The following is a 17,046-nucleotide window of genomic DNA, read 5'->3' as shown; positions in this document are numbered from 1 at the left end:
CGTGCGTTGGGTACGGCAGAGACGCTGTCGTACAGGCACTGCACCAGGAGGCACCCAGCGATGTCGGTCCCGAAGCTCAGCGACGAGCAGCGCGGCGAGGAGATCCTGGCCGTTTTCGACACCGCCTTCGGCGAGCTCCTGGCCGCCGACCCGGCGGCGTTCCGCGTGAAGTTCCGGAAGATGGCGGCCTCGGCGTTCGCGTTCTACCGCGGTACGGCGTGCCTCTTCTACCACGACCTGGACGCCGAGAAGCGGGGCGGGCCGTTCCTGGACGAGCGCACCTCGCGCGTGTGGATCCACGGCGACCTGCACGCGGAGAACTTCGGCACGTACATGGACTCCACCGGCCGTCTGATCTTCAACGTCAACGACTTCGACGAGGCCTACGTCGGCCCGTTCACCTGGGACCTCAAGCGCTTCGCCGCCTCCGTGGCGCTGATCGGGTACGCCAAGGCGCTCAGCGACGAGCAGATCACCGAGCTGGTGGAGATCTACGCCGCCGCCTACCGCGAGCGGATCCACGCGCTGGCGACCGGCGCCAAGAGCGACGAGGTGCCGCCCTTCACCCTGGACACCGCGACCGGCCCGCTGCTGGACGCGCTGCGCGACGCCCGCTCGCTGACCCGGTTCGGGCTGCTGGACTCGATGACCGAGATCCGGGACTTCGAGCGCCGGTTCGCCCCGGGCGGCGGGTCCGTGGAGCTGGACGCGGCCACCCGCTACAAGGTGCTGGCCGCCTTCGACGGCTATCTGGAGACGCTCCCGGAGTCCTCGCTGGCCCGCCCGGACTCCTACCGGGTGAAGGACGTCGTGGGCCGTCGCGGGATCGGCATCGGCTCGGCCGGGCTGCCGTCGTACAACATCCTGCTGGAGGGCAACAGCGACGCCCTGGAGAACGACGTCGTGATCTACATCAAGCAGGCCCAGACCCCGGCGGTCTCCCGGCACATCACCGACCCGGCGATCCGGGACTACTTCCAGCACGAGGGCCACCGCACGGTGATCTCCCAGCGCGCCCTGCAGGCGCACGCGGACCCGTGGCTGGGCTGGACCGAGCTGGACGGCGCGGGCCAGCTGGTGGCGGAGGTCTCGCCGTACGCCGTGGACCTCGACTGGAGTGACATAGACGACCCGGAGGAGATCGCGGCGGTGGTCGCCGACCTCGGCCGGGCGACGGCGGCGATGCACGCGGCGGCGGACGACACCTCCGGCGAGTCCCTGGTGCCGTTCTCCACCGAGCGGGCCATCGACGCGGCCCTCGCCGCCGACGAGGACGGCTTCGCCGACCTGCTGGTGGACTTCGCCCACGAGTACGGCGCACGCGCGCGTGCCGACCACCAGATCTTCGTGGACCTCTTCCGCAACGGCCGGATCCCCGGCCTGTGACCCGAGGAGCGCTCACAGGGACCCTTTAGGGATCCCTTACAGCCCTCCGTGACAGACTCTTCTCTCGCTATGGACATATCAGGGACCCGGTTGCGCGTACTGCGCGCGGCGCTGTTCACGGCACTCGTCGTGACGCTCAGCACCGCGTCGCACGTGCTGCTGTCCCGGGTCCCGCTGCCCCTCAACACGGTCGCGCTGGTCGCCGCGGCGGTATTCGCGGTCGCCTACGCACTCGCCGGGCGCGAGCGCGGCTTCGGCCGGATCGCGGCGCTGCTGATCCCGCTGGAGCTGGCCGCCGACACGGTCTTCACCACCGGTCAGCACGTCTGTTACGGCGCCGCGGGCGGCCCGGTCGCGGGCCCGCTGCGCTCGGTCGGCCTTGACGTGCTGTGCGGCGACGGCACCCGGGTCGGCACCGCGCTGACCGCGGTCACCGAGAAGACCGGCACCGACCGGCTCGCCGCACTGCTCGCCGACGCCGATCCGCGCACGGCCTGGCTGCTGCTGGCCGCCCATGTCTCGGTCGGCCTGGTCGCCGCCGCCTGGCTGCGCCGCGGCGAGCGCGCGCTGGCGCAACTGCTGCGGGCGGTCGCGGCCACCACCTTCCGGCCGCTGCTGCTGGCGGTGGCCGCCGTGACGGTCCGGCCCGCCCGGTCCGCGCGCCGGCTGCCGCGCTTCGTGCGCCGCACCGCCGCCGCCCGCGAGCGGTTCCTCGTGCACTCCCTGGGACGGCGTGGACCGCCCCGCCGGGCCGCTCTCGCCTGAGAGCACCGCTCTCCTCCGAGAGCCACCGAGCCACGGCGGTCCACCCCAACACCTTCCGCACACCCGGTGTGTGCGCGTCCCCATGGAGAGAAACAGTCATGAGCAAGCGGAACAGCCAGGCGGCGAAGACGGCGGCACGCGAGCGGCTGCGCGCCGAGCGTGAGCGCGAGGCCAAGCGGGCCAAGGCCAAGCGGCAGGTCATCGTGGCCCTTTCGGTGGTCGGTGTGCTGGCCGCGGCCGGCGGTATCGGCTACGCGGTCGTCCAGGCCAACGAGCCCTCGGCCTGGGACGAGGCCGCCAAGGCCACGGTGGTCGCCCCCGCCAACACCTCGGGCAAGAACGGCAGCACCGTCACCATCGGCGAGTCCAAGACCGACAACCTGGTCCACCTCTACGAGGACCCGCGCTGCCCGGGCTGCGCGGCCCTGGAGCAGAACGTGGGCGACGCCATCAACAAGGGCATGAAGGACGGCGACTACAAGCTCACCTTCACCATCGGCACGTTCCTCGACGGCAACCTGGGCGGCGAGGGTTCGAAGAACGCGCTCAGCGCCCTCGGTGCCGCCCTGGACGTCAGCCCCGACGCGTTCCTCGACTACAAGGCGGCGCTCTACTCGACCGAGTACCACCCGGCGGAGTCCACCGACGACTTCGCCAAGGACGACTACCTGATCAAGGTGGCCGACACGGTGGACGCCCTGAAGGGCAACAAGAAGTTCCAGAACGACGTGAAGAAGGGCACCTACGACGCCTGGGCGCTGAAGATGAGCGACACCTTCCAGAAGACCGAGGACGTCAAGTCGACCCCGACCCTCAAGATCAACAACAAGCTGATCGAGACCCCGGGCACGCCCGAGGACTGGCAGAAGGCGCTCAAGGACGCGGGCGTCACGAAGTAACCCCCGGCCTGAGGAGACTCCGGGCGAACGGCGGGCGAATTCTGGCGAGTTCGCCCGCCTCTGGCGTGTACCTGCCAGTAACCTGAGGGTTTGTGACCAGTCGATACAGACCCTCCGAGTCGCTCAACCCGCCTACCCCACGCCGCCGTACGGTCGTCAAGGCCGCGGCGGCCACTGCTGTCCTGGCCGGAACGCTGGCCGCGACGGCACCCGCCCGGGCCGCCACCGCCCCCGCCTTCCTGCACGGCGTCGCCTCCGGCGACCCGCTGCCCGACGGCGTCCTGCTGTGGACCCGCGTGACCCCCACCCCCGAGGCGACACCCGGTTCCGGGCTCGGCCCGGACACCGAGGTGAGCTGGACCGTCGCCACCGACAAGGCGTTCACCCACGTCGTCGCGCAGGGCTCCACCCTCGCCACGGCCGCCTCCGACCACACGGTCAAGGCGGACATCCGGGGCCTCGCCCCCGCCACCGACTACTGGTTCCGCTTCGCGGCCGGCGGCACCACCACCGCTCCGGCGCGCACCCGCACCGCGCCGGCCACCGACGCGGCCGTGGCGGGCCTCCGCTTCGGCGTGGTCTCCTGCGCCAACTGGGAGGCCGGCTACTTCTCCGCGTACCGCCATCTCGCCGCCCGCGGCGACCTGGACGCCTGGCTGCACCTGGGCGACTACATCTACGAGTACGGCAGCGGCCAGTACGCCAACCGCGACAAGGTCGTACGCCCGCACGCCCCGGCCCACGAGATCCTCACCCTCGCCGACTACCGCATCCGGCACGGCCGCTACAAGACCGACCCCGACCTCCAGGCGCTGCACTCGGTCGCGCCCTGCGTGGCGATCTGGGACGACCACGAGATCGCCAACGACGCCTGGTCCGGGGGCGCCGAGAACCACACCGAGGGCGCCGAGGGCGCGTACGCCGCGCGTCAGGCGGCCGCGAAGCAGGCGTACTTCGAGTGGATGCCGGTACGCCCCGCGGTGGCCGGCACCACCTACCGCAGGCTCCGCTTCGGCAAGCTGGTCGACCTCTCCCTGCTGGACCTGCGCTCCTTCCGTTCCCAGCAGGTGTCCGTCGGCAACGGCGACGTGGACGACCCGGACCGCACACTCACCGGGCGCGCCCAACTGGACTGGCTCAAGGCGGGCCTGAAGTCCTCCGACGCCACCTGGCGGCTGGTCGGGAACCCGGTGATGATGGCGCCGTTCGCCATCGGCTCCCTCTCCGCCGAGCTGCTGAGACCCCTCGCCGAGCTGCTGGGACTGCCGAAGGAGGGCCTGGCCGTCAACACCGACCAGTGGGACGGCTACACCGACGACCGCCGGGAACTCCTGGCCCACCTGCGCTCGAACGCCATCCGCAACACCGTCTTCCTGACCGGCGACATCCACATGGCGTGGGCCAACGACGTGCCGGTGAACGCCGGTACGTATCCGCTGTCCGCCTCGGCCGCCACGGAGTTCGTGGTGACCTCGGTCAGCTCGGACAACCTCGACGACATCGTGAAGGTCCCCGAGGGCACGGTCTCCGCGCTGGCCTCGCCGCTCATCAGGGCCGCCAACCGGCATGTCCACTGGGTCGACACCGACCGGCACGGCTTCGGTGTCCTGGACATCACCGCCGCCCGCGCGCAGATGGACTACTACGTCCTGTCCGACCGCACCAAGCCCGACGCGACGGCGTCCTGGGCCCGCTCGTACCGCACCCGCAGCGGCACACAGAAGGTCGAGCGGACCTACGACCCGGTCTGATCCGGGAAAGTCCTCAGGACAGCGAGTCGAGGAAGCCGAGTGCCACCCGCCAGGTGGTCTCGGCCGCCTCGGCGTCGTAGTCCGGCAGGTCGGGGTCGGTGTACAGGTGACCGGCCCCGGCGTAGCGGTAGACCTCCACATCGGCGCCCGCCCGGCCCATCTGCAAGTACCAGGCGCTCAGCCAGTCGTCGGTCTCGAACGGGTCCGGCTCGGCGACGTGCAGCTGCACCGGAAGCTCGTCCACCGAGGCGTTCGGCGCAATGTCGGAGGTGCCGTGCAGGAGCAGCAGGCCGCGCGCCTTCTCGTCGCCGAGGGCGAGGGTCTGCGCGATGGAGGCGCCGAGCGAGAACCCGGCGTAGACCAGGCCGCGTTCGGAGTACGGGGCGGCGGCCAGGACGGCCCGCTTGAGGAGTTCGTCCTTGCCGATCTCCTCCTTGAAGGCCATGCCCTCCTCGACGGTGTCGAACGTCCGGCCCTCGAACAGGTCCGGTGTCCACACCTCGTGTCCGGCCTCGCGCAGCCGGTCCGCGGCCTGCCCCACCGCGGGGCGCGGGCCGTACGTCGAGTGAAAGAGCACGATGTTCATGAGGCCATGGTGCCAGCCGGGTACGACAGTGACGTGGGCGGAGTCTCACCGCCCGGCATGTTCGTCACCCCCTCGGCGTGGTTACGTTCGAGGGCATGGAGAACGTACTCCGCCCGCTGATCGTCATCGGCGGCTCGGTCCTGCTCACCCTGCTCATCGGGTGGGCCACCGACCGGCTGCTGAGCAAGGCCGACCGACTGCGCTCCGAGACGCCCCTGTGGGGGCTGCTGCGCCGGGCCCGCGTCCCCTACCAGCTGGTGCTGTGCGCGGCTCTGCTCAGAGGGTCCTACGACTCGGCGCGGGTGCTGGAGAAGCACCGCGTCGGCATCGGGCAGCTGCTGACGCTGGTGCTGATCGGGTCGGCGGCGTGGCTGGTGATCCGGATCGCGGCGGCGGTCGTGGAGACGACGTACACGCGGTACGCGCGCGGCAGCCGGGACGCGGCCCGGGTCCGCCGGGTGCGCACCCAGGTGACGCTGATCACCCGCGTGGTCGCGGCGGTGGTCGCGGTGGTGGCGGTCGCGGCGATGCTGCTGACGTTCCCCGCGATGCGGGCCGCCGGTGCCTCACTGCTGGCCTCGGCGGGCATCCTCGGCATCGTCGCGGGCGTGGCCGCGCAGTCGACGCTGAGCAATATGTTCGCGGGGCTCCAGATCGCCTTCGGCGACATGGTGCGCATCGGGGACACGGTCGTGGTGGACGGCGAGTGGGGCACGGTCGAGGAGATCACCCTGACCTTCCTGACCGTGCGGACCTGGGACGAGCGCCGGATCACCATGCCGGTGTCGTACTTCACTTCCAAGCCCTTCGAGAACTGGTCCCGGGGCGGTGCCCGGATGACCGGCGTCGTCTACTGGCATCTGGACCACTCGGCCCCGCTGGACCTGATGCGCGAGCGGCTGACGGACATCCTGCGCGAGTGCCCGGCCTGGGACGGGCGGGCCTGCACCCTCGCGGTCACCGACGCGACTCCGTCGACCATCGAGGTCAGGGCCCTGGTGACGGCGAAGGACGCGGACGACATCTGGACGGTACGGGTCACGGTCCGCGAGGAAATGGTCAAGTGGCTGGCCGCGGCCCACCCCTACGCCCTCCCCCGCGTCAACACCGCCGACGCCGTGCTCCCGCCGGGCACGGTGCCCCCGACCCGCTCCCCGGACGGCGCCCAGACGCGCCGCGCCCACCACCCACCGCGCACGGGCCGCTGACGGGCCGGACCGTCACCGCGGGCCGGGCACGTACGGCGCCCCACCGCCTGCCACGGGCAGGCCCCCGGCCCACGGACCGTCACCGCAGGCTGCGTACGTCCAGGTGGCGCAGCACCCGGTCCACGATCTCCGGATCGGCGCCGGGTTCGCTGCGCGCCGCCAGCACCTCGTGCCGGGCGGCGCTGAGCAGTTCCCGCTCGATGCCGCGGATCTGCTTGACCCTGCGGTGCGCCTCGCGGCGCTCCTCGTCCCCGATGTCCGGGGAGATCCGCAACCCGATGTCGAAGGCCCGGCGCATCATGACCTCGGCCAGCTCCTCGGGCAGCTCCTCCACCGCCTCGATCTCCCGCAGCCGCCGCTTGGCGGCCTTGGCCGCCCGGGTGGCCAGCGCCTTCTCGAACTCCTTCTCCCGCGCGGTGTCCGCCCGCACCCCGAGCCGCTTCACCAGCCACGGCAGGGTCAGCCCCTGGAGCACCAGAGTGCCCATGATCACGCCGAACGCGATGAAGATGATCTCGTCGCGGTCGGGGAAGGGGGACCCGTCGTCCACGGTCAGCGGGATCGCCAGGGCCAGCGCCACGGACGCCACCCCGCGCATCCCCGACCACCACATGACGACGGTCTCCCGCCAGGTCATCGGGATGTCCTCGTCGTGGACCTTGCGGGCGTGCATCCGCTTGGTCAGCCAGGTCGCGGGCAGCAGCCACAGCAGCCGTACGAGGATCACCACGGCCGTGACGGCCGCCGCCCAGCCGAGCATCTCGCCCCACCGCCCGGAGGCGGTGGCCACGGCGTTGTGCAGTTCGAGCCCGATCAGTCCGAAGGCCACCCCGGTGACGAGGGTGTCGACGACGTCCCAGACGGTGTGCCCGGCGAGCCGGGTCATCACGTCGTCGGCGTCGGTGGCGTACTCGGCGAGGAACAGCGCGGTGGTCAGCACGGCCAGCACCCCGGACGCGTGCAACTCCTCGGCCAGGACGTAGGAGGCGTACGGCACCAGCAGGGTCAGGCCGATCTGGAGGGTGGGGTCGTCGAGCAGGTCCATCAGCCGGTTCGCGCCCCAGCCGAGGCCGAGCCCGACGACCAGGGCGAGCACGGCGGAGAGCACGAACTGGATCCCCGCCTCCCAGAAGGAGAACGAGCCGCTGACGACGGCCGCGATGGCCACGTGGTAGAGCACGATCGCGGTGACGTCGTTGAACAGGCCCTCCCCCTCCAGGATCGACACCAGTCGGCGCGGCAGCCCCAGCTGACCGGCGACCGCGGTGGCGGCGACGGGGTCGGGCGGCGCCACCAGGGCGCCGAGCGCGAAGGCGGCGGCGATCGGCAGACCGGGGATGATCGCCTGCGCGACGGCGGCCACGCTCAGCATGGTCACGAACACCAGCGCCACGGCCAGCAGCAGGATGGGCCGCACATTGGCGGCGAACTGCCGCCAGGAGGTCCGCCGCACCGCCGCGTACAGCAACGGCGGCAGCAGCAGCGGCAGGATCAGGTCGGGCGGCACCTCGACATTGGGCACGAACTCCAGCAGCGCCAGCACGATGCCGAGCAGCGTCATCAGCACCGGCGCCGGCAATCCGAACCGCGCGCCCACGGGGACGCTCACCACGGCCCCGAGCAACAGCACGAACAACAGGGCCAACTGATCCACGGTCAGCGCTCCGGCGGGGTAGGCGGCCACGGGACAGCCCCCAAGCCTGCCACGCCCCCGCCCTCACCAGCGCTCGCGGCGCGTGGGCTAGACCTCGCGCCGCATCGCCCGGTGCGGCATGCCCGCGTCCGGGAACTCCGGGCCGTACGCCGCGTACCCGAGCCGCTCGTAGAAGCCGAGGGCGTGGGTCTGGGCGTGCAGGTCCACGGCCCTCAGGCCACGCGCGCGTGCCGCGTCCTCGATGGCCCGCACCAGGGCGGCGCCGATGCCGAGTCCGCGGGCCGCCTTGGTCACCGCGAGCCGGCCCAGCGAGCCCACCAACGGGTCGCCGCCGACCTTGGACGCGGCGGCCTCGCCGTACAGCAGACGGCCCGCGCCGAGCGGCACCCCGTCCTCCCGGACGGCGAGCACATGCACCGCGACGGCGTCGTAGGCGTCGTACTCCAGTTCCTCGGGCACGCCCTGCTCGCCGCAGAAGACCTCCCGGCGCACCGCGAAGCACGCCTCACGGTCGGCGGCCTCCTCGGCGACCCGCACCACGTACGGCTCGGGGCTCATCCGTAGGTCTCCTCGCGCACCTGGTCCAGGGCGTGCTGGAGGTCGTCGGGGTAGTCGCAGGAGAACTCCACCCACTGCCCGTCGCCGGGGTGCTCGAAGCCGAGGCGCACCGCGTGCAGCCACTGCCGGGTCAGCTTCAGCCGCTTGGCGAGGGTGGGGTCGGCGCCGTAGGTGAGGTCACCGACGCAGGGGTGCCGGTGGGCGGACATGTGGACGCGGATCTGGTGGGTGCGCCCGGTCTCCAGCTTCACGTCCAGCAGCGAGGCCGCGCGGAACGCCTCGATGAGGTCGTAGTGGGTCACGGACGGCTTGCCGTCGGCGGTCACCGCCCACTTGTAGTCGTGGTTGGGGTGTCGTCCGATGGGCGCGTCGATGGTGCCGCTGGTCGGGTCCGGGTGGCCCTGGACCAGCGTGTGGTACCGCTTGTCGACCGTGCGCTCCTTGAACTGGCGCTTGAGCGACGTGTACGCGTACTCGGACTTGGCGACCACCATCAGTCCGGAGGTGCCCACGTCGAGCCGGTGCACGATGCCCTGCCGCTCGGCGGCACCGGACGTGGAGATCCGGTACCCGGCGGCGGCGAGCCCGCCGATGACGGTCGGCCCGGTCCAGCCCGGCGACGGATGAGCCGCGACCCCGACCGGCTTGACGATCACGACCACGTCATCGTCGTCGTGCACGATCTCCATGCCCTCGACCGGCTCGGCGACCACCCGCACCGGCGCGGGCGCCTGCGGCATCTCGACCTCCAGCCAGGCACCCCCGCGCACCCGCTCGGACTTGCCGACCACCGTGCCGTCGACCAGCACCTTGCCCGCCGCGGCGAGCTCCGCGGCCTTGGTACGGGAGAAGCCGAACATGCGGGAGATGGCGGCGTCGACGCGCTCGCCCTCCAGGCCGTCGGGCACGGGCAGGGTACGGATCTCGGGAAGCGTGCTCACCCGTCGAGTATGCCGGACGGGTGAGACAGTCCGGACCGCGCCCTGAGCGCCGGGCTCAGTCCTTGTGGACGGTGCCGTCCGGGTCGAGCCCCTTGAAGGACAGCAGCACGATCAGGATGCCGCCGCACACGATCGCCGAGTCCGCGAGGTTGAACACGGCGAAGTGCTTGGGCGCGATGAAGTCGACGACCGCGCCCTCGAAGACGCCCGGCGAGCGGAAGATCCTGTCGGTGAGGTTGCCCAGCGCGCCGCCCAGCAGCAGGCCGAGGGCGACGGCCCAGGGCAGGCTGTAGAGCTTGCGGGCGAGCCGGGCGATCACCACGATCACGGCCGCCGCGATCACCGTGAAGATCACGGTGAATGCCTCGCCGAAGCCGAAGGCGGCGCCCGCGTTGCGGATCGCCTCGAACTTCAGCCAGTCCCCGATGATCTCGATCGGCTCGTGGTGCTCCAGCTTGGCCACCACGATCATCTTGCTGACCAGGTCGATGACGTACGCGAAGGCCGCGACCGCGAACAGCACGGCGATCCGGCGCCTGCCCCTCGGGCGCGCCTGGTCGCCCTCCTGTCCCTGCGGACCGGATGACCGCTCCGGCTGCTCGGCCTCAGCCCCGTCCGGGGAATCCGGAGTACCGATGATGCGCTCCGCCTCTGCCACGTGAGTCCCTCAACCTAGGTACTTGATGAGGACGAGGGTACGACACGCCCGACCGGGCCCTCAGTACCGGCGTTCCTGCTTCTGCTTGCACTCCACGCACAGCGTCGCGCGCGGGAATGCCTGCATACGGGCCTTGCCGATGGGGTTGCCGCAGCTCTCGCAGAGCCCGTAGGTGCCCGCGTCCAGCCGCTCCAGGGCGCGCTCGGTCTGGGTGAGCATCTCCCGCGCGTTGGCGGCCAGCGCCAGCTCGTGCTCCCGCGTGATGTTCTTCGTGCCGGTGTCGGCCTGGTCGTCCCCGGCGCCGTCGCCGGAGTCCCGCATCAGACCGGCCAGCGACTGCTCGGAGGAGGTGATCTCCTCCCTGAGCTGCTCGCCCTCCAGCAGCAGCTCCGCGCGGGCCTCCTCGACCTCCTCTGGGGTCCAGGGCTCCTCACCGGGACGTACGGGGAGCTCGCCCGGCTCCACCGCCGCGGCGACGCGCGCCTTGGGAACGGCGGTCGTGGCCGCCGTGGCCGTGCCAGGAGTCTTCTTCGCAACCACCGTCGTGGCTCCCGTCTGCTCCGCGGCCTCGGCCGCGCCCACCTTGGTCTTCTTGGTCGCGCTCTTCTTGGAGGTGCTCTTCTTGGCCGGGGCCTTGCCTGCCGCGGCCTTCTCGCCGGCCGTCTTCCTGGCCACTGTCTTCTTGGCGGTCGTACTGTCGGCCGCGGTCTTCTTCGCCGGTGCCTTCCTGGCCGCGGTCTTCTTGGCCGCCCCGGCCTTCTGCTCCGCGGACTTCTGGGTCTCCGCGGACTTCCGCGTCTCCGTGGACTTGGCCGCCGTCGTGGTCTTCTTCGCCGCGGCCTTCTTGGTCGAGGCGGTCTTCTTCGCCGCGGTCTTCCCTGCCGCGGCCGACCTCGTGGCTGTCCCCGCAGCCGTCCCCGCAGCCGTCTTCGCCGCCGTCTTCGCCGCCGTCTTCGCGGCCTTCTTCGTCGCCGTCTTCGTCGTCTTCTTCGGCAACGCCTCCTCCCCAGCCGCCCCGGCGGCATCCCCCCGGACGGTCTTCACCGGCTTCCCGTCCTTGGCGCGGCCCGCGGACGCCGTGTGCGTGCTCTTCTTCGCGCTCGGGTCCTTGGCCGCACCGCCCGTGGCCTTCGTGGACCTGCCGGACGCCGACTGCTGTACGGCGGTCTTCTTCGCCACCATGGCCGCGGCCCCTTCACATATTGTGATCTTGCTCGCGAATCGTGCTGGGACGATAAATCGACTTCAGCCCGGCGGCAATGGGGCACACCACCCGATTCGCCCGCCTCGCGCATACCGCGTGGCCGATCTGCATCCGTTGTGCCCAGCTCCCCGCCGGGTAATCCGCGCCGGGGACCGTCCCAGAATGCGAACACCCGTGCAGCGCCGTTCGGGTCACCCGACCCGTCCTCCGCACCCTCCCCGACCCCCTCCCCCGGCCTCCCGGAAATCGGTCGGCCGCTGTCCCCGCGGCGCCGTACACTGGGCGGAGCGAAAAGCGTGGATGGGGACGAGTAGCGGCGTACGCAGCCCAGAGCGACCCGGGGACGGTGGGAGCCCGGGGGCGAGCGCGACGTGAAGATCACCCCGGAGCCGCCGGAAGAAAGCCTGCGCAGGTGAGTAGAACCGGCATCGCGACCCCAATGAGGGGGCTCACCGAGCCGTACCCGGCATCGGCGGGCCAAGGAGGGTGGTACCGCGGGAGCGCGCCGCAGCCGGCGCAACGAAAGACGTAGCTCTCGTCCCTCCGGACGGAAGGCAGCAAGTCCGCCGGAGGAAGCTCGCTGATGACAAAGCCGACGTACCGCCAGGTACCCGCCCAGGTCGACCTGCCCGCGCTGGAGCACGCGGTGCTCGATTTCTGGCGCGAGCAGAAGATCTTCGCCAAGAGCCTGGAGCAGTCCGAGGGCCGCCCCGAGTGGGTCTTCTACGAGGGCCCGCCCACCGCGAACGGCATGCCCGGCGCCCACCACATCGAGGCCCGCGTCTTCAAGGACGTCTTCCCCCGCTTCCGCACCATGCGCGGCTACCACGTGGCCCGCAAGGCGGGCTGGGACTGCCACGGCCTGCCGGTGGAGCTGGCGGTCGAGAAGGAGCTGGGATTCTCCGGCAAGCAGGACATCGAGGCGTACGGCATCGCCGAGTTCAACGCCAAGTGCCGCGAGTCCGTGACCCGGCACACCGACGCCTTCGCCGAACTGACGACCCGCATGGGCTACTGGGTCGACCTGGACGACGCGTACCGCACGATGGACCCCGAGTACGTCGAGTCCGTGTGGTGGTCGCTGAAGGAGATCTTCACCAAGGGTCTGCTGGTCCAGGACCACCGCGTCGCCCCGTGGTGCCCGCGCTGCGGCACCGGCCTGTCCGACCACGAGCTGGCCCAGGGCTACGAGACGGTCGTCGACCCGTCCGTGTACGTCCGTTTCCCGCTCACCTCCGGTCCGCTCGCGGGCGAGGCCGCCCTGCTGGTCTGGACGACGACCCCCTGGACGCTGGTCTCCAACACCGCGGTCGCCGCCCACCCCGAGGTGACCTACGTGGTGGCGACCGACGGCGAGGAGAAGCTCGTCGTCGCCGAGCCGCTGGTGACCAAGGCCCTCGGCGAGGGCTGGGAGACCACCGGCCAGTCCTTCACGGGCGCCGAGATGGAGCGCTGGACCTACCAGCGCCCCTTCGAGCTGGTCGAGTTCCCGGCGGAGGCCCACTACGTGGTCAACGCCGAGTACGTCACCACCGAGGACGGCACCGGTCTGGTCCACCAGTCCCCCGCCTTCGGTGAGGACGACCTCAAGGTCTGCCGCTCCTACGGTCTGCCCGTGGTCAACCCCGTCCGCCCCGACGGCACCTTCGAGGAGGACGTCCCCCTGGTCGGCGGCGTCTTCTTCAAGAAGGCGGACGAAAAGCTCACCGAGGACCTCCAGCAGCGCGGCCTGCTCTTCCGGCACATCCCGTACGAGCACAGCTACCCGCACTGCTGGCGCTGCCACACCGCGCTCCTCTACTACGCGCAGCCGTCCTGGTACATCCGCACCACCGCGATCAAGGACCGCCTCCTCCAGGAGAACGAGAACACCAACTGGTTCCCGGACACGGTCAAGCACGGCCGCTACGGCGACTGGCTGAACAACAACATCGACTGGGCGCTGTCCCGCAACCGCTACTGGGGCACCCCGCTGCCGATCTGGCGCTGCGAGGACGACCACCTCACCTGCGTCGGCTCCCGCGCGGAGCTGACCGAGCTGACCGGCACCGACCAGTCCGGCCTCGACCCGCACCGGCCGTACATCGACGACGTCACCTTCGCCTGCCGTCACGACGGCTGCGGAAAGACGGCCACGCGCGTGCCCGAGGTCATCGACGCCTGGTACGACTCGGGCTCGATGCCGTTCGCGCAGTGGGGCTACCCGTACAAGAACAAGGAGCTGTTCGAGGCCCGCTACCCGGCGCAGTTCATCTGCGAGGCCATCGACCAGACCCGCGGCTGGTTCTACACGCTGATGGCGGTCGGCACGCTGGTCTTCGACAAGTCCTCGTACGAGAACGTGGTCTGCCTCGGCCACATCCTCGCCGAGGACGGCCGCAAGATGTCCAAGCACCTGGGCAACATCCTGCAGCCGATCCCGCTGATGGATCAGCACGGCGCGGACGCGGTGCGCTGGTTCATGGCGGCCGGCGGCTCCCCCTGGGCGGCCCGCCGCGTCGGCCACGGCACCATCCAGGAGGTCGTCCGCAAGACGCTCCTCACGTACTGGAACACGGTCGCCTTCCAGGCCCTGTACGCCCGTACGTCCGAGTGGGCGCCGTCCGAGGCCGACCCGGCCCCGGCCGACCGCCCGCTGCTGGACCGCTGGCTGCTGTCCGAACTCCACGCGCTCACCGACCAGGTGACGCAGGCTCTGGAGTCCTACGACACCCAGCGCGCCGGCAAGCTGCTGTCCGCGTTCGTCGACGACCTGTCCAACTGGTACGTCCGCCGGTCCCGCCGCCGCTTCTGGCAGGGCGACAAGGCCGCGCTGCGCACCCTGCACGAGGTCGTCGAGACGGTCACCAAGCTGATGGCCCCGCTGACCCCGTTCATCACCGAGCGGGTCTGGCAGGACCTGGTGGTGCCGGTCACCCCGGGCGCCCCGGAGTCGGTGCACCTGGCGGCCTGGCCGGAGGCGGACCTCACCGCCATCGACCCGGAACTGTCCAAGCAGATGGTGCTCGTGCGGCGGCTGGTGGAGCTGGGCCGGGCCACGCGCGCGGAGTCCGGTGTCAAGACGCGTCAGCCGCTGTCCCGGGCACTGGTCGCGGCGGTGGGCTTCGACAGCCTCGACACGGAGCTGCACACGCAGATCACCGAGGAGTTGAACGTCACATCGCTGGCGTCCCTCTCCGAGGTCGGCGGCTCGCTGGTGGACACCACGGCGAAGGCCAACTTCCGGGCGCTGGGCAAGCGGTTCGGCAAGCGGGTGCAGGACGTGGCGAAGGCCGTCGCGAACGCGGACGCGGCCGCGCTGTCCCTGGCCCTGCGCGAGGGCACGGCGTCGGTCGAGGTCGACGGGGAGACGATCAGCCTCGCCCCGGACGAGGTGATCATCACCGAGACCCCGCGCGAGGGCTGGTCGGTGGCGTCCGACTCGGGCGCCACGGTCGCCCTGGACCTGGAGATCACCGACGAGCTGCGCCGCGCGGGCCTGGCCCGTGACGCGATCCGGCTGATCCAGGAGGCCCGCAAGAACAGCGGCCTGGACGTGGCCGACCGGATCGCGCTGCGCTGGCAGTCCACGGACCCGGCGACGGTGGAGGCCCTGACGGAGCACTCCGGCCTCATCGCCGACGAGGTCCTCGCCACGGACTTCGCCCAGGGCGAGGCGGACGGCGGCTACGGCGAGCCGTTCACCGACGAGGGTCTGTCGCTGACCTTCCGGCTGCGCAAGGCGTGACCTGAGGCACACCAGGGCCCGGTCTCCGTTCGGAGGCCGGGCCCTTTGCGCAGGTGCGCCGCGTCAACGGCGGGTGCCATGCGTCAACGCGGGTAAAAGGGGCGAGCCCCGGACCGAAGTCCGGGGCTCGCCCCTTGAACGCTGCCGACGCCTACGGCGTACTACTGGCCGTCAGTTGTCGTCCTCGTCGATCAGGAAACCGCGCATCGGCGAGGGAGCCTGACCCATCGGGGACGGACCCTGCGGGCGCACCGGCGCCATCGGCTGGGTCATCGCCGGGGACATCTGCTGCTGGCCGCCGTAGGAAGGGGCCGCCGGAGCAGGACCGCCGCCCATGCCCTGGTTGCCGCCGTAGGACGGGGCACCCGCACCGGCCGGGGCCATCGAGGGCGCCGGGGACGGCGGCAGGGAGGCGGTGGCCGGAGTGCGCGGCGGAGCCAGCGAGTCGTCGGCCTGGGTCTCCAACTGGCGCAGCTGCGACTCCAGGTAGGACTTCAGGCGGGTGCGGTACTCGCGCTCGAAGCCGCGCAGGTCCTCGACCTTGCGCTCCAGCGTGGCGCGGGCGGACTCCAGGGAGCCCATCGCGACGCGGTGCTTCTCCTGTGCGTCCCGCTCCAGGGCGTCGGCCTTGGCGCGGGCGTCGCGCTCCAGACCCTCGGCACGCGAACGCGCCTCGCCCACGATCTTGTTGGCCTCGGAACGGGCCTCGGCGATCGCCTGGTCGGCGGTCTGCTGGGCCAGCGAGAGGACACGGGCGGCGCTGTCGCCACCGGGGCCCTGACCGGGGCCGCCCATCGGACCGCCCATGGGGCCGCCCATCGGACCGCCCATCTGCTGCTGCATCGGGGGCTGACCCATCGGACCGGGACCCTGGCCCATCGGACCGGGACCCTGCGGACCGCCCTGACCGCCGGGACCGGCGGGCAGCTGCGGGGCACCGCTCGGCAGCTGGGGCGGGCCACCCATGGGGCCGCCCATCTGCTGCTGCGGCGGGCCCGATATGCCGGCGGGCACCGGAGCGCCGGGACCTCGCATGCCCTGCTGCGGCATACCGCCCTGCTGGGGCATGCCGCCCTGCTGCTGGTCCTGCGGCTGCTCCGGAGGCTTGCGCATGTTCTGCTGGTTCTGCGCGGCCGCGCGCGTGGCCGCGGCCAGCTTGGCGCGCAGGTCCTCGTTCTCGCGGAGCAGGCGGGTCAGTTCGGCTTCGACCTCGTCGAGGAAGGCATCGACCTCGTCCTCGTCATAGCCTTCTCGGAGGCGGACGGTCGTGAACTGCTTGTTCCGCACGTCCTCGGGGGTCAACGGCATCTCTTCACCTCAACGTAGTCGTCGGCATTCGGCAAGACGGTAGTTCACATCGCTCACAGCCGGCTCACGATCGAGATCAGGATGTAGACGATGATCATCAGTACGAAGAAGGACAGGTCGAGCGCCACGCCCCCGAGACGCAGCGGCGGAATGAACCGCCGCAGAAGCTTGAGCGGTGGATCAGTGACAGTGTAGGTGGCCTCCAGAACGACCACCATCGCCTTGCCGGGTTGCCACGAGCGGGCGAACTGGAAGACATAGTCCATGACCAACCGGAAGATCAGCACGATGAGGAAGCACATCAGCGCGATGTAGACGACATCCAGGACCACGCTCATGCCCTTGCTTCCCTCTCCCCTGTTCCGTGCTGCTGCGGTACTGCGGTTGTAACTCTTGTACTG

Annotated in this window: 14 protein-coding genes; 6 read left to right on the top strand and 8 right to left on the bottom strand. The window is 71.1% G+C overall.

What is annotated here, in order from left to right; genetic code table 11:
• Window positions 1–60: 60 nt before the first annotated feature.
• The 4 genes from ACZ7L7_RS11535 (at window position 61) to ACZ7L7_RS11520 (ending at window position 4,801) form a co-directional block, all read left to right on the top strand.
• Window positions 61–1,386 (top strand): DUF2252 domain-containing protein, encoded by a 1,326-nt coding sequence (locus tag ACZ7L7_RS11535; RefSeq protein WP_285513146.1) that lies wholly within the window; start codon window positions 61–63, stop codon window positions 1,384–1,386.
• A 69-nt stretch (window positions 1,387–1,455) separates the two neighbouring features.
• Window positions 1,456–2,151, top strand: a complete 696-nt coding sequence (locus tag ACZ7L7_RS11530) for a hypothetical protein (protein WP_285513145.1) — start codon at window positions 1,456–1,458, stop codon at window positions 2,149–2,151.
• 98 nt (window positions 2,152–2,249) lie between these two features.
• Window positions 2,250–3,050, top strand: a complete 801-nt coding sequence (locus tag ACZ7L7_RS11525; RefSeq protein ID WP_285513144.1) for a DsbA family protein — start codon at window positions 2,250–2,252, stop codon at window positions 3,048–3,050.
• Window positions 3,051–3,142: 92 nt separating this feature from the next.
• Complete coding sequence (locus ACZ7L7_RS11520; protein WP_285513143.1) at window positions 3,143–4,801, top strand: alkaline phosphatase D family protein; 1,659 nt, start codon at window positions 3,143–3,145, stop codon at window positions 4,799–4,801.
• A 13-nt stretch (window positions 4,802–4,814) separates the two neighbouring features.
• Here ACZ7L7_RS11520 and ACZ7L7_RS11515 read toward each other — a convergent pair whose 3' ends face one another.
• The gene (locus tag ACZ7L7_RS11515) at window positions 4,815–5,387 is read right to left on the bottom strand and encodes a dienelactone hydrolase family protein (RefSeq protein WP_453608072.1); all 573 of its coding nucleotides are present in this window, start codon (window positions 5,385–5,387) and stop codon (window positions 4,815–4,817) included.
• A gap of 95 nt (window positions 5,388–5,482) precedes the next feature.
• Between ACZ7L7_RS11515 and ACZ7L7_RS11510 the strand changes: the two genes are divergently transcribed.
• Complete coding sequence (locus ACZ7L7_RS11510; RefSeq protein ID WP_285513141.1) at window positions 5,483–6,595, top strand: mechanosensitive ion channel family protein; 1,113 nt, start codon at window positions 5,483–5,485, stop codon at window positions 6,593–6,595.
• 79 nt (window positions 6,596–6,674) lie between these two features.
• On the opposite strand, the gene ACZ7L7_RS11505 is transcribed toward ACZ7L7_RS11510, so the two are convergent.
• The 5 genes from ACZ7L7_RS11505 to ACZ7L7_RS11485 all read right to left on the bottom strand — a co-directional run bounded on the left by ACZ7L7_RS11505 (window position 6,675) and on the right by ACZ7L7_RS11485 (window position 11,588).
• A complete protein-coding gene (locus ACZ7L7_RS11505) occupies window positions 6,675–8,249 on the bottom strand; it encodes a Na+/H+ antiporter (RefSeq protein WP_453608082.1) in 1,575 nt (524 codons plus the stop codon).
• An 87-nt stretch (window positions 8,250–8,336) separates the two neighbouring features.
• A complete protein-coding gene (locus tag ACZ7L7_RS11500) occupies window positions 8,337–8,807 on the bottom strand; it encodes a GNAT family N-acetyltransferase (RefSeq protein ID WP_285513140.1) in 471 nt (156 codons plus the stop codon).
• Complete coding sequence (locus tag ACZ7L7_RS11495) at window positions 8,804–9,748, bottom strand: RluA family pseudouridine synthase (RefSeq protein ID WP_285513139.1); 945 nt, start codon at window positions 9,746–9,748, stop codon at window positions 8,804–8,806. Before ACZ7L7_RS11495 ends, ACZ7L7_RS11500 begins: the two co-directional genes overlap by 4 nt.
• A 55-nt stretch (window positions 9,749–9,803) precedes the next feature.
• Window positions 9,804–10,406: a signal peptidase II gene (gene lspA, locus ACZ7L7_RS11490; protein ID WP_471428196.1), complete on the bottom strand. Its 603-nt coding sequence runs from the start codon at window positions 10,404–10,406 to the stop codon at window positions 9,804–9,806.
• A 60-nt stretch (window positions 10,407–10,466) separates the two neighbouring features.
• A complete protein-coding gene (locus ACZ7L7_RS11485) occupies window positions 10,467–11,588 on the bottom strand; it encodes a TraR/DksA family transcriptional regulator (RefSeq protein WP_472075658.1) in 1,122 nt (373 codons plus the stop codon).
• A 605-nt stretch (window positions 11,589–12,193) separates the two neighbouring features.
• Here ACZ7L7_RS11485 and ileS point away from each other — a divergent pair.
• Window positions 12,194–15,337, top strand: a complete 3,144-nt coding sequence (ileS, locus tag ACZ7L7_RS11480) for an isoleucine--tRNA ligase (RefSeq protein ID WP_471592308.1) — start codon at window positions 12,194–12,196, stop codon at window positions 15,335–15,337.
• A 171-nt stretch (window positions 15,338–15,508) separates the two neighbouring features.
• On the opposite strand, the gene ACZ7L7_RS11475 is transcribed toward ileS, so the two are convergent.
• Together ACZ7L7_RS11475 and ACZ7L7_RS11470 are read right to left on the bottom strand one after the other, a co-directional pair.
• Window positions 15,509–16,645: a DivIVA domain-containing protein gene (locus ACZ7L7_RS11475; protein ID WP_471592307.1), complete on the bottom strand. Its 1,137-nt coding sequence runs from the start codon at window positions 16,643–16,645 to the stop codon at window positions 15,509–15,511.
• Between the two features lie 53 nt (window positions 16,646–16,698).
• Window positions 16,699–16,983: a YggT family protein gene (locus ACZ7L7_RS11470; protein ID WP_007448661.1), complete on the bottom strand. Its 285-nt coding sequence runs from the start codon at window positions 16,981–16,983 to the stop codon at window positions 16,699–16,701.
• Window positions 16,984–17,046 lie beyond the last annotated feature (63 nt).

Source organism: Streptomyces sp. NPDC110618, assembly GCF_055657065.1.
The sequence above is the reverse complement of the archived record's forward strand: the minus strand, read 5'-3'. Positions and strand labels throughout refer to the sequence as shown.